General features: G+C 70.8%; 15 protein-coding genes and 1 pseudogene. 8 read left to right on the top strand and 8 right to left on the bottom strand.

Going from position 1 to position 21,426, the window contains the following annotated elements; translation table 11 throughout:
- Positions 1-143: 143 nt before the first annotated feature.
- Together mgt and ACFWUY_RS34180 are read right to left on the bottom strand one after the other, a co-directional pair.
- Complete coding sequence (gene mgt, locus ACFWUY_RS34185; RefSeq protein WP_384119020.1) at positions 144-1,346, bottom strand: macrolide-inactivating glycosyltransferase; 1,203 nt, start codon at positions 1,344-1,346, stop codon at positions 144-146.
- A gap of 33 nt (positions 1,347-1,379) precedes the next feature.
- Positions 1,380-2,699, bottom strand: coding sequence for an FAD-dependent monooxygenase (locus tag ACFWUY_RS34180; protein ID WP_384119017.1), 1,320 nt, complete (start codon positions 2,697-2,699; stop codon positions 1,380-1,382).
- A gap of 120 nt (positions 2,700-2,819) precedes the next feature.
- Here ACFWUY_RS34180 and ACFWUY_RS34175 point away from each other — a divergent pair, with 120 nt between their 5' ends.
- From ACFWUY_RS34175 to ACFWUY_RS34155, 5 genes are all read left to right on the top strand, one after another.
- Entirely contained in the window at positions 2,820-3,377 is a 558-nt protein-coding gene (locus ACFWUY_RS34175) for a TetR/AcrR family transcriptional regulator (protein WP_384119015.1), read from the top strand.
- An 84-nt stretch (positions 3,378-3,461) separates the two neighbouring features.
- Complete coding sequence (locus tag ACFWUY_RS34170; protein ID WP_384119014.1) at positions 3,462-4,229, top strand: NPP1 family protein; 768 nt, start codon at positions 3,462-3,464, stop codon at positions 4,227-4,229.
- Between the two features lie 100 nt (positions 4,230-4,329).
- Positions 4,330-6,396: a pectinesterase family protein gene (locus tag ACFWUY_RS34165; RefSeq protein WP_384119012.1), complete on the top strand. Its 2,067-nt coding sequence runs from the start codon at positions 4,330-4,332 to the stop codon at positions 6,394-6,396.
- 130 nt (positions 6,397-6,526) lie between these two features.
- Complete coding sequence (locus ACFWUY_RS34160) at positions 6,527-7,627, top strand: hypothetical protein (RefSeq protein WP_384119010.1); 1,101 nt, start codon at positions 6,527-6,529, stop codon at positions 7,625-7,627.
- Between the two features lie 193 nt (positions 7,628-7,820).
- Positions 7,821-8,993: an alpha-hydroxy-acid oxidizing protein gene (locus ACFWUY_RS34155; RefSeq protein WP_384119008.1), complete on the top strand. Its 1,173-nt coding sequence runs from the start codon at positions 7,821-7,823 to the stop codon at positions 8,991-8,993.
- 40 nt (positions 8,994-9,033) lie between these two features.
- On the opposite strand, the gene ACFWUY_RS34150 is transcribed toward ACFWUY_RS34155, so the two are convergent.
- The 5 genes and pseudogenes from ACFWUY_RS34150 to ACFWUY_RS34130 form a co-directional block, all read right to left on the bottom strand.
- On the bottom strand, positions 9,034-9,858 hold the full coding sequence (locus ACFWUY_RS34150; protein WP_384119005.1) for an aldo/keto reductase: 825 nt from the start codon (positions 9,856-9,858) through the stop codon (positions 9,034-9,036).
- A gap of 62 nt (positions 9,859-9,920) precedes the next feature.
- Positions 9,921-11,120, bottom strand: a complete 1,200-nt coding sequence (locus tag ACFWUY_RS34145) for an MFS transporter (protein ID WP_384119002.1) — start codon at positions 11,118-11,120, stop codon at positions 9,921-9,923.
- Positions 11,121-11,696: 576 nt separating this feature from the next.
- Positions 11,697-12,062 (bottom strand): hypothetical protein, encoded by a 366-nt coding sequence (locus ACFWUY_RS34140; RefSeq protein ID WP_384118999.1) that lies wholly within the window; start codon positions 12,060-12,062, stop codon positions 11,697-11,699.
- Between the two features lie 75 nt (positions 12,063-12,137).
- Entirely contained in the window at positions 12,138-12,371 is a 234-nt protein-coding gene (locus ACFWUY_RS34135) for a hypothetical protein (RefSeq protein WP_384119029.1), read from the bottom strand.
- 223 nt (positions 12,372-12,594) lie between these two features.
- Positions 12,595-12,720: pseudogene (locus tag ACFWUY_RS34130) on the bottom strand (DUF393 domain-containing protein); the annotation flags it as partial.
- 162 nt (positions 12,721-12,882) lie between these two features.
- On the opposite strand from ACFWUY_RS34130, the gene ACFWUY_RS34125 reads away from it, so the two are divergent.
- From ACFWUY_RS34125 to ACFWUY_RS34115, 3 genes are all read left to right on the top strand, one after another.
- A complete protein-coding gene (locus tag ACFWUY_RS34125) occupies positions 12,883-13,179 on the top strand; it encodes a hypothetical protein (protein WP_384118997.1) in 297 nt (98 codons plus the stop codon).
- Between the two features lie 382 nt (positions 13,180-13,561).
- The gene (locus tag ACFWUY_RS34120; protein WP_384118993.1) at positions 13,562-19,759 is read left to right on the top strand and encodes a DNRLRE domain-containing protein; all 6,198 of its coding nucleotides are present in this window, start codon (positions 13,562-13,564) and stop codon (positions 19,757-19,759) included.
- 74 nt (positions 19,760-19,833) lie between these two features.
- Complete coding sequence (locus tag ACFWUY_RS34115; protein ID WP_384118991.1) at positions 19,834-20,019, top strand: hypothetical protein; 186 nt, start codon at positions 19,834-19,836, stop codon at positions 20,017-20,019.
- 88 nt (positions 20,020-20,107) lie between these two features.
- Here ACFWUY_RS34115 and ACFWUY_RS34110 read toward each other — a convergent pair whose 3' ends face one another.
- Positions 20,108-20,977 (bottom strand): IS5 family transposase, encoded by an 870-nt coding sequence (locus ACFWUY_RS34110; RefSeq protein ID WP_384119027.1) that lies wholly within the window; start codon positions 20,975-20,977, stop codon positions 20,108-20,110.
- Positions 20,978-21,426 lie beyond the last annotated feature (449 nt).

Genomic DNA, 21,426 nt, shown 5'->3' with positions numbered 1-21,426 from the left:
CGGGGGGCCGGGCACCGGGTGACCGGGCGGCCGGGGCGGCTGGCGGCCGTCCCCGGCGGCGCGGCACGGCCCCCCCGGGCCGTCGGTGAAGGGGTGACGGGCCGCGCCGTGCCCTCGCGCCCACCGGTCACGCGCCGTCCCCGTCAGGACCCCGTGAGTTCGGCCTCGATCAGGTCGGTGGCCCGGAGGGTCCCGCCCTCGCGGGCCATCGACTCCTGGACCTCCCGTGCGCGGCGGGCCACTTCGGGGTCGCCGAGCAGGGCGAGCATGTCCTCCCGCAGTCGCTCGGGCGTGACCTCCTCCAGCGGCAGGTGTCGCGCCACCCCCAGGGACTGGAGCATGTCGGCGTTCCCGAACTGGTCGGTGGCCTGCGGCACGGCCACCATGGGGGTGGCGGTGGCGAGGCCCTCCTGGCTGCCGCCGGCGCCCGCGTGGGTCACGAACGCGTCGGCCTGCCGCAGGATCGCCAACTGGGGCACCCAGGAGTGCACTTCGACGTTCGGCGGCAGGGCGCCGAGCTCCGCGGCCTCGACGAACTTCCCGATCTGCAGGACGACGTGCCAGCCCGGGAGCCCGGCGAAGGCCTCGACGCAGTCCCGGTAGAAGCCGGGCAGCTTGGTGAAGGCGGAACCGAGCGAGACCAGGACCACCTTCTCCGCGTCCGCCGGCCGCTGCCACCCGCCCTGCTCGGCGCGCTCGCCCTGGCAGGAGCCGACGAAGGTGTAGACGGACTCGTCGACCCGGTCGGCGTGCGGCTGGAGCGCCCTCGGGATGAGCACGAGCGCGCGGCGCGGGCGTGCGACGAGCCGGTCCGGGTGGGTGTCGACGCCGTGCTCGGTGAGCCAGGACTCGAACCGCGCGTAGTACGCCTTGCCGCGCGGCGAGGCCTTGAGCTCGGCGAACATCGGCTCGGCGACCTCCTCCTCGTACCCCTCCCACGGCACGAGGTTCGGCCACAGGGAGAGGGCGGGGACGCCCCAGGTGTGCGCGAGGACGGGGGCCGGGTACGCGGTGATGTCGTGGAGCACGAGGTCCGGCCGGTCCGCGTCGAAGGCCTCGGCGAGCTGGGGCAGGGCCTGCACGGCGTCGTGGAGGAACGGTTCGATGTGGTCGATCAGTTCGGTGCCCCAGGCGTCGGGGTCGTCGTCGGTCGGCAGGGTCGAGGTGTAGACGACGGGCGTGGCCCCGGTCTCCGCGACCTTCTCGGCGAAGGAGGCGGGGATGGCGTAGCTGACGCGGTGGCCCCGGGCGACGAGCTCCCGGACGACCTCCAGGCTGGGGTTCACGTGGCCGTGGGCGGCGATGGAGAACATGGCGATGTGCGCGGGGGACGCGGTGGTGGTCATGACCACCACCTTAAGCGAGACGAACCGTATCGTCTATTCATTTGGAGTCGGGCGCGGCTGGATCGGGCGCGGCGGGGTCCAGTCGGCGTGCCGCAGGATCGCGCGGAGCGTCGCTCCCGACGGAGCCGCCCTGAGCGCGGCGTTGCGCACGGCGACGGCGACGGGGTGGGCGAGCTGCTGGCCCAGGCGGCCTGCCCGGCGCGCGGCGCGGGCCACGGACTGGCTGCGGGGGCGTCGCTCGGCGTCGTAGCGGGCCAGCGCCGCGTCGATGTCGAACGCGGTGGTGGATGTCGTGGTGGGCGAGGGGGTGGGCCCGGCGGCGAGCGCGGCGGCCAGTGTCACCGCGTCCTCCAGCGCCTGGCAGGCGCCCTGGCCGAGGTTCGGGGTCATGGCGTGGGCCGCGTCCCCGAGCAGGGCGATCCGGCCCGCGACGAAGGACGGCAGCGGAGTCGCGAGTTCGTGGATGTCGTGGTGCAGCACGGTGCCGGGTCGGGTGGCGGCGAGCAGCGCGGGGATCGGGTGGTGCCAGTCCCCGAAGCGGCGACGCGTCTCGGACGGGGCGTCCGCGTGGCGCACGCCTGGAGGGGAGTTGAGCACGGCATGCCACTCGGCGCGCCCGTCGGCGAGCGCGATGTGCCCGAACTCGGCCCCCCGGCCCCACGTCAGCTCGAAGTCGGACTCCAGGGGGACGGCGGAGTCGGTGATCGCGCGCAGCACGGTGGACCCGCTGTGGACGGGGCCGGGGTGGCCGGGGAACAGCAGGGCGCGAAGGCGGCTGTTCACGCCGTCGGCGGCCACGACGAGATCCGCTTCCCGCACGCCGTGCCGGTCCGGGCCGCCGCGCTCGCGTCCGTCCCCGTCCGTGGGTCCCTCTCCGCCGCCGGCCCCTTCGGCGAACCCGCCGCCGTCTTCGTTCCCGCCTCCGTTCCCGGCGGATACGCGTACCCGGCGCGGGTCGGACCGGTCCACCGACGTCACCTCGGCCCCGACGACCACGCACCCGGCGGGGAGCGCCGCCCGCAGGAGCCGGTGCAGTGCGGCGCGCGGAATGCCGACGATCGGGGTGCCGAGCGCGCGCTCGAGCGCGACCCCGTCCATCCGGGCCAGCCATCCGCCGCTCGGCACGCGGGTGCCCCCGGTGCACTGGGGGCGTGCGGCTCGGCGTACGGCCTCGCCGACACCGAGGGCGTCCAGGGCGCGCATGCCGTTGGCGTGCAGGGAGATGCCCGCGCCCGCGTCGTCGAGGGCGGCGGCGCGTTCGAGGACGGTCACCTCCCAGCCGATCCTGTGCAGTCCGATCGCGGCGGCCAGTCCCCCGATGCCGCCGCCGACCACCAGTGCTCTCCCGGTCATGTCCGGTCCCTCCGTGGGGCGATCCGGGCTTCTGCAGAGGCAGAAGCCCGTGCTTCTACATCTGTAGAAGCCCGTGCTCCATGAACGTACACCCGACCTCTACAGGTGTAGAAAAGGGGGATGCCCGCCACCCGACGCACCCTCCTCGCCGACACCGCCATCGACGTCCTCGCCGAGCACGGCATGCGGGGGCTCACCCACCGCGCGGTGGACCGGGCCGCCGATCTGCCGCCCGGCACCACGTCCGCGTACTACCGCACCCGGCAGGCGCTGCTCACGGCTCTCGTCCAGCGTCTGGTCGCCCTCGACCAGGCGGAGCTCCGCGAGGCGGGGGAGCGCGTCCCGGAGCTCCGGGACGCGCGAGAACTCGCCGCGGCGCTCGCGGCCTTCGTCGGGCGGCGGCTCACCGGGGACGGGCGGCGCCGCTCCCTCGCGCGCTACGCCTGCGCCCTGGAGAGCGTGCATCACCCCGAGTTGCGGGAGATCCTCGTTCCGCGCGACAACGCGGCCCGGCGGATCGTCCGGGACTTCCTGGCCGCGCGCGGCCTCGCGGACGCCGACGAACGGACCGTCACCTTGCTGACCTGCGTGGACGGTCTGGTCTTCGACCGTCTCGTGCACGGGGGAACCGTCTCGGTCGAGGAGGTGGGGCGGCTGGTCGCCGCGGCGACGCGCTGAGTTCACGTCCGGACCCCACAAATGGTGAGCTGTTCATGTCAAGATGACGCCTGTCGCATCATGCCGTCCGACCCAGGGGACACAGTGAAGACACAGGCGTACGCCACCCGGGGCGCCCTCGCCCTCGCCGGCGCCCTCACCCTGATCATCGCCCTCCCGACCAGCGCCCTCGCCGCACCGCCCCCCGCGCTGCCCGCCGACGCCGACAACCTGGAGCGGACGTTCCAGCCGGCCTACGACTACGACACCGACGGCTGCTACCCCACACCCGCGATCGGGCCCGACAGCACCGTCAACGGCGGCCTCAACCCCTCCGGCGCCCTCAACGGCCAGTGCCGTGACTCCTGGGACCTCACCCAGACCAACGGCTACTCCCGCGCGAAGTGCAACAACGGCTGGTGCGCGATCCTCTACGGCCTGTACTTCGAGAAGGACCAGGCGGTGGCCGGCAGCGGCCTCGGGGGACACCGGCACGACTGGGAGCACGTCGTCGTGTGGGTGCAGAACGACCAGGCGCGGTACGTCTCCACGTCCGCCCACGGCGGCTTCGCCGTCAACGGCCGGGACCGCATCCGCTGGGACGGCACCCACCCGAAGATCGTCTACCACAAGGACGGCATCGGCACGCACTGCTTCCGCCCGGCGAACACCAACGACGAACCGCCGGAGAACCACCAGCACACCTGGCAGTTCCCGAGTCTGGTCGGCTGGAACGGCTACCCGGCAGGACTGCGCGACAAGCTCGGCGCGGCCGACTTCGGCAGCGCGGTCTTCGGCCTGAAGGACGGCAACTTCGCCGCCCACCTGGCCAAGGCCAAACCGTCCGGCATCCCCTTCGACCCGTACGCCTGACACTTCGCGTACGGCGGCAACCTTTTCCCCCGCGGCGGCGACCACCGTCCGCCCGCCCTTTTCCGGGGCGGGCACCCCCACGGACGGAAGGACGCACGACATGACGGAGACCCGAGGCAGGGCGAGGCACCGCAGGCGCCGAAAGGCACTGGTGACCGGGGTCCCGACGGCGCTCGCCGCCGCGGGGGTCCTGGCGTACGGCACGGCCTTCGGCGTGTTCGGCACGGACGCCCGACCCGAGGCGAAGGCCGCGGACACCCCCGCGCCCGCGTGGGCCCGCGCCGTCGCCGACGGCTTCGCCTCGGTCGACGCGCTCGGACAGAAGGGGACGTACGGCGGGCGCGACGGGAAGACGGTCACGGTCAGGACCCTGGCCGAACTGGAGAAGTACGCGGCCGCGCCCGAGCCGTACGTCATCGTCGTGGCCGGGACGATCACCGTGAACCCCACGGGCAAGGAGATCAGGGTCGCCTCCGACAAGACGGTCATCGGCTCCGGCACCTCGGGCCACATCATCGGCGGCGGTTTCTTCCTCGGCCCCGGCGTCCACAACGTGATCATCCGGAACCTGACGATCCGTGACACCTACCAAGGCGTCTGGAACGACAAGGAACACGACTTCGACGCCGTCCAGATGGACGGCGCCCACCACGTGTGGATCGACCACAACGACCTGCGGCACATGGCCGACGGCCTCATCGACAGCCGTAAGGACACGACGTACGTCACCGTGTCCTGGAACAGACTGGGCAACAACAACAAGACCTTCGGCATCGGCTGGACGGACAACGCCACCGCCGACCTCACGATCCACCACAACTGGTTCCGCGAGACCGAGCAGCGCAACCCCTCCACCGACAACGTCGCCCACGCCCACCTCTACAACAACCTGCTCCAGGACGACGCGGGTACGGGCATCACCTCGTCCTACGGGAACTACGCGCGCGGCAGGACGCGGATGGTCCTCGAGAACAGCGTCTTCCAGGGCGTGAACAACCCCGTCATCAAGGACCCCACCGCCGCCCTCGTCCAGCGCGGCAACGTCTTCTCCGGCACCACCGGCCGCAACGAGAGCGGCGGCACGGCGTTCGACCCGAAGGCCCACTACCCGTACGCCCTCGACCCGGCGGCCGCCGTGCCCGCGCTGCTCAAGTCCGGTGCCGGCCCGCGCTCCTCCCTCGGCACCACTCCGGCGCCGACCGCCGCCGCCACCGTCCTGACCGTGGCGAAGGACGGCAGCGGCCGGTTCACCAGCGTGCAGAAGGCCGTCGACGCCGTACCGGCCGGCAACACCTCCCGCGTCGTGATCCGGGTCGCGCCCGGCGTCTACCGCGAGACGGTCAAGGTCCCCTCGAACAAGCCCCACGTCACCATCGAAGGCACCGGTAGCAGCCGCAAGGACACCGTCATCGTCGAGGGCCACGCCTCCGGCATGACCAGGCCCGACGGCTCGGGGACGTACGGAACGGGCGGCAGCGCCACCGTCGCCGTCGAGGCCGACGACTTCCAGGCACGCAACCTCACCGTCTCCAACGACTTCGACGAGGCGGCGAACAGGAACCTGAACGGCCACCAGGCCGTCGCCCTGCGCACCGCCGCCGACCGGGTGTTCCTCGACGGCGTCATCATCACCGGAGACCAGGACACCCTCCTCCTCGACACCGCCGCGAAGGACAGGACCGGCCGGGTGTACGTCACCAACTCGTACGTGACCGGCAACGTCGACTTCGTCTTCGGCCGCGCCACGGCCGTGATCGACAGGTCCGTCCTCACCCTGAAGAAGCGCTGGGACGGCACGTCCGCCGGGTACGTCACGGCACCGAGCACCCCCGCCGGCCGCAAGGGCTTCCTCATCACCCGCTCCACCGTGAACGGCGACGTCACCGCGGGAAGCTTCTTCCTCGGCAGGCCCTGGCACGCCGGGGGCGACGCCACCCTCGACCCGCAGACGACCGTCCGTGACAGCGTCCTCGGCGCCGCCGTCAAGCCCACGCCCTGGACCGACATGAGCGGCTTCTCCTGGAAGGACGACCGCTTCGCCGAGTACCGCAACACGGGCCCCGGATCCGGCCCCTCCCACCCGGACCGCCCCCATCTGACGGACGCGCAGGCCGCCACCCAGGACACCGCGCACTGGCTCGACGGCTGGATCCCGACCGCGGGCTGACGACCGCCGTCCCAGGGCCCCGCCCTGGGACAAGGGGTCTGACCTGGGCGGGCCGTCCACGGGCCGCTGTGCGATCATGCGGGGGCCCCTGGGGAGGGGGCGAATCGGTGCGTGACGCGAGGAGTGCGGTGTGAACGCGGGTGGGGAGAAGGACGGTTCGTCCGTGCCGGACGACGTGTGGGAGCGGTTCCTGCGCGACTCGGTCGAGGGCGTGGCGGACGCGCCCAAGGAACCTTCGGCGCGGGCCCGGGTCGTGGCGGACCGGCTGCGGGAAGCCCCCGCGGAGGCCGAGGGATGGCGTACGTACACGCCGCCCCGGCCCCGGCGGAGGAAGGGCTGGTACGCGGTGGGCCTGCTCGCCGCGGTGGGCCTGCTCGTCGTGGCGCTCGACCCGTGGCAGATGATCGGCTCCTCCGACGGGGAAGGACGGCAGGGGCCCCCGCTCGCCCAGGAGGCGGAGCGGCCCGCCGGGGCGCCGCCCGTCGAGCCGGCCCGACGCCCCACGCTCGACGAGCCGTTCAGGGGCTCGCCCGCCGCACGCTGGGCGGACGGAACGGCCGGGATCACCGTCCCGGCCGCCAAGGCCACCGGCTGGATGAACACCCGGCAGGTGGAACAGGCCCTCCGGCAGACCCGGGACTTCCTCGCCGCGTCCAGCCTGGACCCGGCCGTACTGGGCGGCGAGCGCCCCACGAAGGCGATCGCCCTGATCAACCCGCACCAGCGGGACGTCAAGGACTATCTGGCCGCCGCGTTCCGCGCACCGACCGAGGAGAACGACCCGCTCCTGCTCTTCAGCCGGTTCGAGACGTCACGCGCGCGCGTGGTCGGCGACGTCGTCAAGACGCGGGGCCGGATCACCTACCGGGAGGGCGAGCGCGGCGCTCTCCAGGTCACCACCGACGTCACCTACGTGTACCCGGTCGCACCGGCGGGCGGCGGTGACGAGGTCGTGCGCACGATCGTGCGGCGCGAGGTGGTGCTGAACTGGGACGACCCCTCGAAGATCATCACCGAGCCCGGCACCTTCTCCCTCGTCTCGTACAAGGTCGACATGACCAACGGCGGCTGCGACAACCACACCGGCTACTTCACCCCGGAGTTCGGCACCGACCGGTCGGGCGCCGGCACGGTCGACGGTGACACCGTCGACCCGTACGACCGCAGTACGGCGATCGCCGCGGGGACCGGGACCGCGGACGGCGGGTGCAGGACCGCGACGCGTTCCTAGGATCCGGCGGATCCGTCCGTCGAATCCGTCCGTCGGATCCATCTGTCGGGTCCGTCCGGCGGATCCGACGGACGGACCATGACAGCGGCATGGTCACGCGCGCGCGTGGCGGGCACGATGGGGGCGCCACCACCCCGGGGCGACGAGAGCGCGCCGAGGGAGCCGACAGGAACCGGAAGGGACCGGCCACCCCATGCCCCAGCACTACGGCGACTACCAGCACGAGATCTACTTCGACGGGCTCTTCGGGGTGCTGCCCCCGCTGCCGATGACCTTCGCCGAACTGGAGGCGAAGGCACGGGCGGCGCTCCCGTCCTCGCTGTGGTCCTACGTGGCGGGCGGCGCGGGCGACGAGCACACCCAGGAGGCCAACGTCACCGCCTTCCGGAACTGGGGGCTCGTGCCCCGCATGATGGTCGGCGCCGCCCACCGCGACCCGTCCGTCGACCTGTTCGGGCTGAAACTGCCGTCCCCGCTGTTCATGGCGCCGGTCGGGGTGATAGGCCTCTGCGCCCAGGACGGCCACGGCGACCTCGCGACCGCCCGCGCCGCCGCGCGCACCGGCGTACCGATGATCGCCTCCACGCTCTCCGTGGACCCGATGGAGGACGTCGCCGCCGCGTGCGGCGGCACGCCCGGCTTCTTCCAGCTCTACACGCCCACCGACCGGGCCCTCGCCGAAAGCCTCGTGCACCGGGCAGAGGCGGCCGGGTTCCGCGGCATCGTCGTCACGCTCGACACCTGGATCACCGGCTGGCGCCCGCGCGACCTCGCCACCAGCAACTTCCCCCAGCTGCGCGGCCACGCGCTCGCGAACTACACCTCCGACCCCGTCTTCAGGGCCCGTCTCGCCAAGCCCCCGGAGGAGGACCCGCGCGCCGCCGTCCTGGAGTGGGCGGGCGTCTTCGGAAAGCCGCTGGTCTGGGACGACCTCGCCTGGCTGCGCTCGCTCACCGACCTGCCGATCGTCCTCAAGGGCATCTGTCACCCGGAGGACGTCCGCCGCGCCAGGGACGGCGGTGTGGACGGCGTCTACTGCTCCAACCACGGCGGCCGTCAGGCCAACGGCGGCCTGCCCGCCCTGGACGCCCTGCCGGAGGTGGTCGCCGCCGCCGACGGGCTGCCCGTCCTCTTCGACTCCGGCGTCCGCACCGGCGCCGACGTCGTCAAGGCCCTCGCCCTCGGGGCCACGGCGGTGGGCGTCGGCCGCCCGTACGCGTACGGGCTCGCCCTCGGCGGCACGGACGGCGTCGTCCACGTCCTCCGGTCGCTCCTCGCCGAGGCCGACCTGATCATGGCCGTCGACGGCTACCCCACCCTCGCCGACCTCCGCGCGGACGGCGCCCTGCGCCGCGTACGGGGCTGACGGGGCTGACAGGTCCGACGGACGGGCCCGGCACGGGGGCTCAGTCGAGCGTGTCGGGGTCCGGCCCGGTGCGCAGCCCGCGGTCGAGCCCGCCGAGCGTGTCCATCTCCTCGGCGGAGAGCGCGAAGTCGAAGACGTCGATGTTCTCGCGGATGCGTTCGGGGGTGACGGACTTCGGGATCACGATGTTCCCGAGCTGGAGGTGCCAGCGCAGCACCACCTGCGCGGGGGACTTCCCGTGCCGCGCGGCGACCTCCGCGAGCGCCGGGTCGGCGAGGACGGCGCCCTGGGCGAGCGGGCTCCACGCCTCGGTGGCGATGGAGCGGTCGGCGTGCAGGGCGCGGAGCTCCCGCTGCTGGAACGCCGGGTGGAGCTCGATCTGGTTGACGGCCGGCACCAGATCGCTGCCGTCGAGGAGCCTCTGGAGGTGCGCGGGCCGGAAGTTGGAGACACCGGCGGCACGGACGCGCCCGTCGGCGACCAGCTTCTCGAGGGCGCGCCAGGAGTCGACGTACAGGTCACGCGCGGGCGCGGGCCAGTGGATGAGGTACAGGTCGACGTGGTCGAGGCCCAGCTTGGCGAGGCTGTCGTCGAAGGCCCGCAGGGTGGAGTCGTACCCCTGGTCGGCGTTCCACAGCTTGGTGGTGACGAACAGCTCGTCGCGGGCGATGCCGGAGGCGGCGAGGGCCCGGCCGACCCCGGCCTCGTTGCCGTAGATCGCGGCGGTGTCGATGGAGCGGTAGCCGGCCCGGAGCGCGTGTCCGACGGCGGCGGTGGTCTCCTCGTCGGACACCTGGAAGACACCGAAGCCGAGCTGCGGGATCTTCACGCCGTTGTTGAGGGTGACGGTGGGGACGTGGGACATGGGGGGACTGCTTCCTCTTCGGTACGGGTCGGGTGAGCGCGTCGTGTCGTACGACGGGGGTGTCAGCGGCGGCCGGCGACGGCGGCGAGCGGCCGCTCGGCCGGTGCCACCGCTCCGGGGGCCCGGCGCTCCAGCGCCGCCGCCCAGAGGGCGAGGAGCAGCGCGGCGGCGGCGAGGGCGGCGCCGACCCAGTTGGGGGCGGTGTAGCCGAGGCCGGCGGAGATCACGAGGCCGCCGAGCCAGGCGGCGAGGGCGTTGCCGAGGTTGAAGGCGCCGATGTTGACGGCGGAGGCCAGGGTCGGAGCGCCGTGGGCCTGGTCGAGGACGCGCTTCTGGAGCGGGGGCACGGTGGCGAAGCCCAGCGCGCCGACGAGGAAGACGGTGATCGCGCCGAGGACCTTGTCGTGCGCGGTCACGGTGAACAGCGCGAGGACGACCGTCAGGCCGCCGAGGGCCGCGTACAGCAGGGGCATCAGCGCGCGGTCGGCGAAGCGCCCGCCGAGCAGGTTGCCGAGGAACATGCCGACGCCGAACAACACGAGCAGCCAGGTCACGGCGCCGTCGGAGTAGCCCGCGGCGTGCGTCATCATCGGCGCGATGTAGGTGATCGCGGCGAAGACGCCGCCGAAGCCGAGCACGGTCATGGCCATCGCGAGCAGCACCTGCGGGTTGCGGAAGGCCTTCAGCTCGCCGCGCAGACGGGCTCCCTCGGGGCGGGGCAGGGAGGGGACGAGCCTGGCGATGCCGAGCAGTCCGACGACGCCGAGCGCGGCGACGACGGCGAACGTGGTGCGCCAGCCCACGGCCTGCCCGATGAAGGTGCCGAGCGGCACGCCGACGACGTTGGCGACGGTCAGTCCGGTGAACATGGTGGCGATGGCGCCGGCCTTCTTCTCCGGCGCGACCAGCTCGGCGGCCACGACCGACCCGATGCCGAAGAACGACCCGTGGGCGAGCGAGGCGATCACGCGGCCGGTCAGCATCGTCCCGAAGCTCGGCGCGAGCGCGGACAGCAGGTTGCCGAGCACGAACAGGCCCATCAGCAGCATCAGCATCCGCTTGCGGCTGACCTTGGTCCCGAGAACGGTCAGCAGCGGAGCGCCGACGACGACGCCGAGCGCGTAGCCGGTGACCAGCAGGCCTGCGGTCGGGATGGAGACGCCGTAGTCGGCGGCGATCTCGGGCAGTAGCCCCATGACGACGAACTCAGTCGTTCCGACCCCGAAGGCCCCGACTGCTAGAGCGAGGAGCGCGAGCGGCATGGCTCCATCCTTCCGTGTGTGCTTGAGTGGGCTGCTTATGTGCTGTCACAATAATTGCAGACGCGCTATAAGTGCAAACGCGGATAGCGTGCTTCTGTCGGTGGTGTGGGTCGTCCTCGAGATGTCGCGCTGTGAGGCTGCGTCGCCACGCGCGAAGCTGGGCGGAGGTGGTTCGGGCGCGGTGGTGGCGATCCGGGTTCCGTCGAGGTCTGCGTCTGGGGCGATAGCTATGCGTGCTGCCTGGCCAGCGAGGGCGGTGTGCTTGAGGATGTCGCGGCTCGGCATGCCGGGGTGATACGGGATCGCGGGCGGTTCGCCGCTTGGGGCGAGCGCGTCGTTCAGAGCCTCGGTGGCTTGCGGATTCTCGACGAAAGTCAGGTTTCTGCTGCGCGGGTCGAATCGCAGGTCAGCGGTGGCCGCCGACAGGGGAACGCCTCCGAGAGCGTCGAGGGGCTGTAGCGACCGCCTACACGGACTGTGGTGGGACCTGCAAGGCCGAGGCGGCTTTGGCCGCGTAGGCCGGCCGCCTCGGCCAGGGCGGTGGGAATGCCTGATTCGCGGAGGATCCGGAGGGCGTCATCCCGCGTTTTGGAGTTGCGTGTGTGCGAGGGAGAAGGCCCCAGGGCTGGCGTGACGTTTTCCGGCTCCGATGCCATGGGTGAGCGCGGCAAGGACGGCGGTGCGTTTCGGTGAGGGCACGGTGCGGTTCAGTTCTCGTATGAGGGCGTCGTCAAGGCGTTGGGGGTCGTCCGGGTCTACGCCGGCGGGGAGCTCGTCGATGTCCTGGATCTTGTAGCGGGCGCGTACCGGCGTGGTGGTGCTGTGCTCGTGGCTGGCTTCGCGTCCCTCGCGGTACAGACGTGCCTGTCCGCGCCCGGCGGTCGTGAGGCGCCAGCGGATGGGGGCACCGAGGGTGCGGTCTTCGGTGACTTCGCGGCGCACGGTGATGGCTCCGGGGCGTGCGAGGTCGATGGCCCGAGGCCAGGCGTTGTCGGCGAAGCATGCCTTGACGGCGCTTCATGTGCGCGTGGGGGCGCCGAGGATGAAGCTGCGGTCTCCTTTGCGGCCCTCGTTCAGGATGGCTTCAAGGGCAGCAGGGGTGGCCGGTGTGCTGGCCAGGAGGTCTACGTGCTTGTCCCGGAAGCGTTTGCCTCGTTCGAGGACGATGCGGCGGACTCCGTCGCTGTCGCGCCGGGTGCGCTGGACGGTGAGGGCGAGCAGGCCGGACGGAGTTCCTGCCAGATGTATCACCGGTCCGTGGGCGGGGCTGAAGGGGTACGGTCATCACCACGGCATCCGTCCTGCGGAAGGGTGTCGAGAGTGAGTTCGATGCGCTCGCTGTTCTCGTTGAGTCGAACACCCGGGTAGCGGTGTTGAGTGCTTCGGTGTGGCGTGGAGAGTGGAAGTACAGGAGGCCGCCATTGAAGTCGGCGGCGTCGTCGACGAGGGCATCTTGGCAGGTCCCCAGCCAGACGTCGAGGTCCGTGAACTGCCACGGAACGATGTCGCAGCGGGGCCGCACACGTCGTTCGGCGAAGCTCGCCGCCGTCGTGCAGAACCCGCAGTCCCCGTCATAGACGAGCACAGGCCGAGAGCGCATACCTCCATCATGCCGTGCCGCGTCGCCGGGAACGCGCCAGGCCGGCGGTCCCCGGCCCTCGGGGTCTCTTCGGCCGAAGTGGCACGGCGCCGCACGTCTGCCAGGGTGGTAAAGGTGACGGCTGACGCGCGAAAGCCCGCCCGTACCCCCGATGGACGGTATGTGATCATCAACGGCCGACGCTGGCGGGCCACGGACCCCGATGTGCCCGAGGACGCCGCCGCACGGCTGCGGTCCCACCTCATGGCCGCGCGTCGTGCCGTGGCCACGCCACGACGCGCCCAGGACACGGCGGCCGAACGTGCCGCCCGGGCCCGGGTGCACGCGGCGAAGGTCGCTCTCGGGGAGCGCGGCACACCCTGGTGGGACCAGCAGGAGACCGAGCGCCGTGCCCGTTGGAGCGAGGGGCTGGCGGCACTCGACGGGCGCCCCGACGACAGGGACGCCCGCGGAGCATGAGCCAGGCCCCGCAGGAACGATCCGCCTGGATTCCGGCGCTCCGTCGGTCGTCGCTGCCCGCACCTGGCTGATCTCGCCGCCCCTGCCGCGCGCAGGAAGCGGAAGCCGTCGGCAGTGCGGAGAAACCGGCTTCCAGGGGGCTCCTCGTCACGGTGGAAGAAGGTCACTCGAAGATCGGTAACCTTTGCCCTGAGTTCGGGTGACTTTCATGGCCTCTTCCCTCTCTCCTCCTTCGATGCGTTCACGGGCGCATCGCAAGACGGTGCGTCAGAAGCCAAGAGACTGAGGAATCATGATGATTCACGCATCTGTGCCTGGTGGGCGCGGACGGCCGTGGTCCGAGCGAAGAGTCCGCTTCATAGCGAGCAGCCTCGTCTTGACCATGGCCATCACCTTGCTGGACGCCGGCAGCTCAGCAGTGGCTCAACCCCAGCAGGCACCCACGATCGAGCCGCGGCAGGAGGTGGCGACCCAGGCGGCCGACATCGTGTCGGCGCGCGTGGCCGCGAAGCTGTCCGGTACGAGGGTCGAGGTTCTCTCCGAGCGGACCGAGACGTCGACCACCTGGGCCAACAAGGACGGTTCCCTCACCACCGAACTGGCTGCCGGACCGGTGCGTTTCCAGGACTCCGCCACGGGTGACTGGCGCGACGTCGACGTCGACCTGGTCACCCGCACCGACGGCTCGGTCGCGGCCAAGGCACATCCCGAAGGTCTGACCCTGGCCGGGAAGACCGGCGTGCCCGCGCGTTCTCTGCGCGCGGCCCAGACCGCCGCCGCCACTGATCTGGTCACGCTCGGCCAGGGAGACGAGCAGATCACCCTGCAGTGGCGGGGCGGGCTGCCCGCGCCGCAGCTGGACGGCACGCGCGCCACCTACGTGAACGCGGTGCCCGGCGCCGATGTGGTGGTCGAGGCCACCCGTACGGGTTTCGAGCAGTTCGTCGAGCTCAAGCAGAGGCCCTCCACCGACGGCTTCTCCTACACGCTGCCGCTGAAGACCAAGGGTCTGAAGGTCGAGCAGCAGGCCGACGGCAGTGTGCTGTTCACGGACAAGAAGTCGGAGAAGACCGCGACGATGCCGGCCCCGGTGATGTGGGACGCCACCGTCGACAAGGTCTCCGGTGAGCACACCCACCGCTCCAAGGTCGCGATGAAGGTCGCCAAGACCAAGGGCGGCGTCGATCTGGTCATCACTCCGGACACGGCCTTCCTCGCCGACCCGGCCACCCGATACCCGGTCACCGTCGACCCTTCGACCTCGGCTCTGGGGAACCTGTTCGACACCTACGTCCAGCAGGGCGAGACCGTCGACTGGTCCAACGACGTCGAACTGGACCTCGGAAACCCGGGGACGAAGAACGGCGACGGCACCTACCGCATCGCCCAGTCGTACATCACCTGGAACACCGCGCCGGTCTCCGACGCCCTGGTCTCCAGCGCCACCCTGAGCCTGTGGAACTTCCACTCCGGCAACACCGACTGCACCGCCCAGCCGTGGGAGGTGTGGACGGCGAACAACGCCTCCACCGCCTCTCGCTGGACGAACCGGCCGGCCATGGTGACCAAGATGGCCACCTCCACCCAGACCAAGGGAAACGCGGGCTGCTCCACGCAGCCCGACGGGTGGATCAACGCCGACGTCACCGACCTGGTCCAGCACTGGGCGAACAACAAGTGGTCCCACGCCGGCATGGGACTGAAGGCCACGGACGAGAACGACATCAAGGAGTGGAAGCGGGTCAACTCCGCCAACGCCGCCTCGAACGTTCCGAAGCTGACCGTCACCTACAACTACCGGCCGCGCACCGGCACCAAGCAGGAAGCAGGCCCACCGTACTTCTCCTACAGCGGCGCCTACGTGGTCAACACGATCACCCCGACGCTGCGGGACACCTTCGTCGACGCCAACGGTGACAAGGTCAACGGCACCTTCCAGATCTTCGACTCCGCCACCAACGCGCAGGTCGGCGACGTCATCGTCTCCCCGTGGGTGAACTCCGGACAGGTCGCCTCCGTGACCGTGCCTGCCGGTGTGCTGACCAACGGCAAGACGTACAAGTTCCGCACCTCCCCGTACGACGGAGCCCACTACAACCTGGGCTGGTCGGCGTGGAAGACCTTCACGGTCGACACCTCCGCCCCCTCGGCCCCGACCGGCGTCACGTCGACCGACTACCCGTCTGCTGCCTGGGTCAAGGGCGCAGGGCAGGGGGGTACGTTCAGCGTGACGCCGCCTGCCGGCGACCACAACTGGCTCGAGTGGTCCCTGGACGGCGTGGCCTGGAACAAGATAGCCACCGGCGGCGTGAGCGGAGCCAAGACGATCTCCGTCACTCCGCCGAAGGACGGCACGCACACGCTGCAGGTCCGGTCCGTCGACAAGGCGGACAACAAGTCCGAGGCGATCGAGTACGACTTCCACGCCGGGCCCGGCGGGTTCGTCCAGCCCAGCGAAGGCGAGCGCACCGCACGCCGTCTGCCGCTGGTCGCCGAGGCCGACGGCGGCAAGTACGACAAGGTCTCCTTCTCCTGGCGGCGCTCCGAAGCCGACACCTGGGTGCGGATCCCCGCCGGACAGGTGACCTCCAGCGGCACACCACTGAGCGCATGGCCGGTCCCCATGACGGGTGGCAGGAACGCTCCCCTGGTCTGGAACGCCACCGAAACGGTCGACCCCGACGGCACCGTCCAGATCAAGGCCGACTTCACCGGCCCCGGCGGCTCCGGCTCGACCCAACCACTGTCCGTCATCGTCGACCGCGCGGCGAGCGGCGCGGCCACCGACGAGATCGGACCCGGTTCGGTCAACCTGCTGACAGGCGACTACACGCTGTCCGCCGAAGACGCGTCCGCCTTCGGCCTCTCGGTCTCCCGCACCGCTTCCTCCCGCACCCCTGGCAAGGGCGCCGAGCAGGAGGGCCAGGCGCCGATCTTCGGTAAGGAGTGGGTCTCCGGAACCGTCGCCGAGGCGACCCAGTCGGACTACTCCCACATCCGCCGGACCTCCGACACCGCCGTCGCCGTGGTCGACTCCGAGGGCGAGGAGACCTTCTTCACGGCGAACGCGGCAAGGACCGGATGGATTCCCGAGCCCGGCTCGGAGGACCTGACCCTGGCCGGCGCTGTGACCGGCTCCTTCACCCTCGCCGACACCGAGGGAACCGTCACCGCGTTCACGAAGCCCGACGCGGCCGCGACGACCTGGCAGGTCTCCTCCACGCTGCTGGACGGGCTCGCCGACTCCACCACGACCGTGGTCTCCGAAACGGTGACCTCGGACGGGAAGAAGCTGGCCCGCCCCAAGCGGATCATCGCGCCCTCGTCCGCCACAAGCGCCGCCGCCTGCACCGCGTCTCCGTCGACCAAGGGCTGCCGTGCACTGGAGTTCGTCTACGCCACCTCCACCACAGCCACGGACCTCGCCCCCGGTGACTTCGCCGGCCAGGTAAAAGAGATCCGCCTGTGGTCCACCGAGCCCGCTGCGGCATCGGCCAGCTCCAAGGCCGTGCAGACATACGCCTACGACGCGGCCGGCCGGCTGACTCAGGCGTGGAACCCTCAAATCAGCCCGGCGCTGAAGACCGGGTACGTCTACGACACGGCGGGCCGGGTCACCGCACTGACCCCGCCCGGTGAACTGCCGTGGTCCTTCACCTACGGCAAGGCCGGCAACGCGGCCACCGCCGGCGAGGGCATGCTGCTCAAGGCGACCCGCTCGGGGCTGCAACAGGGCACCAAGGACGTCGAGTCCGGTACGGCCGCCACCTCCGTGGTCTACGACGTGGCACTCACCGGGACCGCCGCCCCCCACAAGATGGGTACCGCGGACGTGAAGGCATGGGGCCAGTTGGACGCCCCGACCGACGCGACCGCCGTCTTCCCGGCTGATTCGGTTCCCGCCACCCACGACGGGGCGGGGCTGACCGCCGCCTCGTACGCGCGCGCCGACATCACGTACATGGGTGTCTCCGGACGGTCGGTCAACACGGCCGCTCCGGGCGGGCACATCTCCACCACCGAGTACGACCGCTTCGGCAACACCGTGCGAGAACTGACGGCCGGCAACCGCGCCCTCGCTCTCGGCATCACCCCCACCAACAAGGCGGCCCAGGCCGAACTCGGCATCGGCCAGCTCACCGGCGCAGAACGTGCCGACCTGCTCGCCACCCGCTCCCTCTACAACGAGACAGGCACTCGCGAGCTGGAGGAGTTCGGCCCGCTGCGCCGGATCGAACTGACCACAGATCTGAAGTCCGGAACCACCGTGCTGGTGCCTTCCGGCACGTCGGTGACCGCTCGCACGTGGACGGCCAACGAGTACGACACGGGCCGTCCCACGGACGGCACCGCCAAGGTCAGGGACCAGGTCACCAAGGTCACCACGGGCGCCCAGGTCCGTGAGCACCCGACCGTCCGGGGTGAGTCCCGGGTGACGCAGACGGTCTACGACTGGGCCAAGGGCCTGCCCACCCAGACCGTCAAGGACCCTGGTGGTCTCGCAATCACCGAGACCACCGATTACAACGCCCAGGGCCAGGTCGTCAAGCAGCGGCTGCCCGGGGCCACCGGCACCGACGCGGGCACCCGAGTGACCACGTACTGGTCCGCCACGGGCACGGGAGCCTGTCAGGGGCGCCCGGAATGGGCCGACCAGGTCTGCTCCACCGGGCCGGCGGGTACCGTCACCGGCGGCGGCTCCAACCCGGCACAGATGCCGACCGCCACCACCGAGTACAACTGGTGGGGCGGCCCGGCGAAGGTCTCCGAGACCGCGAACGGCGTCACCCGGACCACCACCACGACCTACGACCCCGCGGGCCGTGCCTCCAAGGTGACAGTCACCGGCGGCACCGGCCAGGCGGTCCCCGAGTCGAGCACCGAGTACGACCCGGCGACCGGCCGCGCGGTCAGGACGGTCTCCCCGACGGGCGGCACCCTGACCAAGGTCTTCGACAAGCTCGGCCGCCAGACCGGCTACACCGACGCCGACGGCGGCGTCACGACCACCGAGTACGACCTGCTGGACCGCCCGGTCAAGGTCACCGACAGCGTGCCGTCGACCGTCACCTATACCTACGACCACACCGTCGAGCCGCGCGGCCTGGCCACCAGGACCACCGACTCGATCGCCGGCACCTTCCAGGCCACGTACGACGCCAACGGCTCCGTCAGCTCGGAGAGGCTGCCGGGCGGCTACACCCTCATGCAGACCGAGGACACCACCGGCTCCGCGCTGAAGCGCACCTACACCCGCGACAGCGACGGAGTGGCCGTCTACTCCGACACGGTCACCGAGTCCGTCCACGGCCAGGTCGTCACCCACGCCAGCTGGTCCGACCAGAAGTACGGCTACGACGCGACCGGCCGCTTGACCACCGTCCAGGACACCGCCGACACCGTCTGCACCAGGCGGACCTACGTCTTCGACAACCGCACCAACCGCAAGAGCCTCACGAGCGAGACCGGCACGCCCGGTACCGACTGCCCTGCCGCCGGCGGCACCACCGTCAGCCACACCTACGACAGCGCCGACCGGCTCGTCGACACCGCATACGTCTACGACGCCTTCGGCAGGACCACGGCGGCCCCCGGCCACGGCACGATCAGCTACTACGCCAACGACCTGGCCTACCAGCAGACCGCGAACGGCCGCCGCCAGACGTGGCAGCTGGACGCCGCACACCGCTTCCGCTCGTTCAAAACCGAGACCGGCGGCGGCTCCACCTGGACCCAGACGGCGTCCAAAATCAACCACTACGACAGCGACGGCGACAACCCCCGCTGGATCGTCGAGGACACCGCCACCGGTGCGCTGACCCGGAACGTCGAGTCCGCCGGCGGCGATCTCGCCGCCACCACCACCAAGACCGGTGAGACGGTCCTTCAGCTCACCAGCATCCACGGTGACGTGGCCCTCCAGCTCCCGCTGGACACCTCCGAGGCCCCCGTCGCCCTGGACTTCGACGAGTACGGCAACCCCCGCCCCGATCAGGCAGCCACCCGCTACAACTGGCTCGGCGCCAAGCAGCGCTCCGCCGAGACCCTCACCGGTCTCACCCTCATGGGCGTTCGTCTCTACAACCCCACCACCGGCCGCTTCCTCTCCGTCGACCCGGTGTACGGCGGGAACGCCAACGCCTACGAGTACGTCACCGCCGACCCGCTCAACCGTTACGACCTCGACGGTAAGTGGGGCTGGTTCAAGAAGAAGTGGAGGAAGGTGCGCAACAGCCGGTTCGTACGCTGGGGCGGCTGGCGCACCGTCTGGAAGGTCGGTGCCATCGGCGTCACTGCGGCGGCGGCTCTGGGCTGCGGTGTGTCCATCGTCTGCGGACTAGCGGCCGGAGCGGCTGTCGGAGCCATGGGCTACTGGGGCACCTCGGGAAGAAAGACCTGGAGGGGCACCGCCACGGCAGCCGGATGGGGCGCCGCAGGAGGCTTCTTCGGCCGTACCTGGACCAACGCCATCAAGGTGGGCAGGTCGGGTAAGTTCTCCGGCTCGAGGTACTCGCGGATCAAGACGTACCGCGGCTGGCGTTCCTACAGGAACATGCGGCTCTGGCGGACCATGAACTGATTCCGTGCCGGAGGCAGGGACCGTGTGTCCCTGCCTCCCTTTCACCCCCGCAATCACTCCCGTAAGGAACCATCGTGAACAAATGGACGGCGTACGGAGCCATCGCGGCCGGTGTGGCGCTTCTCGCGCTCTACCTGGCCGACGTCATCACCACGGTGCCCTACTCGATCTTCGCCGTCATGGCCGGAACCGGTCTCGTCGTCGAAGGCGTCCGACGTGTCATCCACCTGAGGCGACCGCAGAATCACCCGACGCGATGACATGCCCGGAGGGGTCGGAGCTCGCCTTGGCGACCGCATCTACGGTTCCGTCCCGACGGGTCCTCAGAGGTCGTTTTCGTCCGATCTTTCATCCTGAGATCGGGTGTTCTGTGGTCTTTTTCGGCTCGCGCCAGGAGATGGTGTTCTCACTGGTGAGGCGGCGGGCCAGGAGGCCGGTCATGGCGAGGTGGGTCAGGGCTTCGGAGCGGGTGGACAGGGTTTCGTAGTCGCGTGCCAGACGGCGGTTCAGCATGAGCCAGCCGTAGGTCCGCTCCACCGCCCATCGCTTCGGGATCGGGGTGAATCCCCTGGTCCCGGGCTTTCGGGCGGTGATCTCCATGTCGATGCCGAGGGTGGCGGCATGCTCGACAAGGTGCTGGCGGTAACCGCCGTCGACCCGCACCTCGCGGACGCCGGGATGATCCACGGCGACCTGGTCGAGCAGCGCGGTGCCGGCGGCGGAGTCCTGCATGCTCGCCGCGGTGACCAGTACGGTAAGCAGGAGGCCGAGGGTGTCGGTGACGATGCTCCGCTTCCGACCAATGATCTTCTTTCCGGCGTCGATGCCCTGACTCGAGGCTGGAACACTGGTGGAGGTCTTGACGTTCTGCGCGTCGATCACACAAGCCGACGGCTCGCCGTTCCGGCCCTCCTTCTCACGCGGCAGCTGCCGCAGTAAGCCGCCTGGCTGGGCGAACACGCCCTCGTCGGCCCATGTGGCGAAGTAGCCGTAGACGGTGTTCCAGTGCGGGAAGTCGTGCGGGAGGTAGCGCCACGGAACCCCGGTCCGGTCGACGCACAAGATCGCGTCCATGATGTCGCGCAGATCGTGCTCGGGCGGCCGGCCGAAGTGCAGGGCCTTGCGCCGGCACTCGAGACGCCATGCGGACAGGACCGGCTCGATCAACTCCCAGCGGGCATCGGACAGATCACTCGGATACGGACGTCGTTTCGACATGCTTCCGGCGTGCCGTCGCGAACCGAATGTGCCCAGGCGCACGGAAACGGCAGTGGAAGCACACGCGACCATGAAGACCAGACATCCTGGGACGAGACAGGGTGACGTCGCTTTCCGCCCCACCCGCAACCTCACATGCCCCGCAGTGATTTTGTCGGATCATGCGATAGTCACTGCTTCGGTATGAACCAGAGTCGGGGATAGGCCGTTCGTGGCGGTGGTGTACTCGCCCGATGCGGGTGTTCTTCGGTGAGTTTGGGAGCCACTTCGGCGGGATCGGGAGCCACTGATCGGGTGACCGGACGGGGCCGGGCGGAGTGTCCGCCGGGACCGGGACCGGGGTGTCGATAACTTGGTTGTCGCGGGCCCGGGTCGCCTCCCTGACAAGTCGCGGCCAGGGCCTTGCCCCTGTCATGGCGGAGGGCTGGACCCTGTGGGTCCAGCCCTCC

This window comes from Streptomyces sp. NPDC058664 (assembly GCF_042716635.1).
Lineage (GTDB): Bacteria > Actinomycetota > Actinomycetes > Streptomycetales > Streptomycetaceae > Streptomyces.
This window is presented reverse-complemented; position numbering and strand designations above follow the sequence as displayed.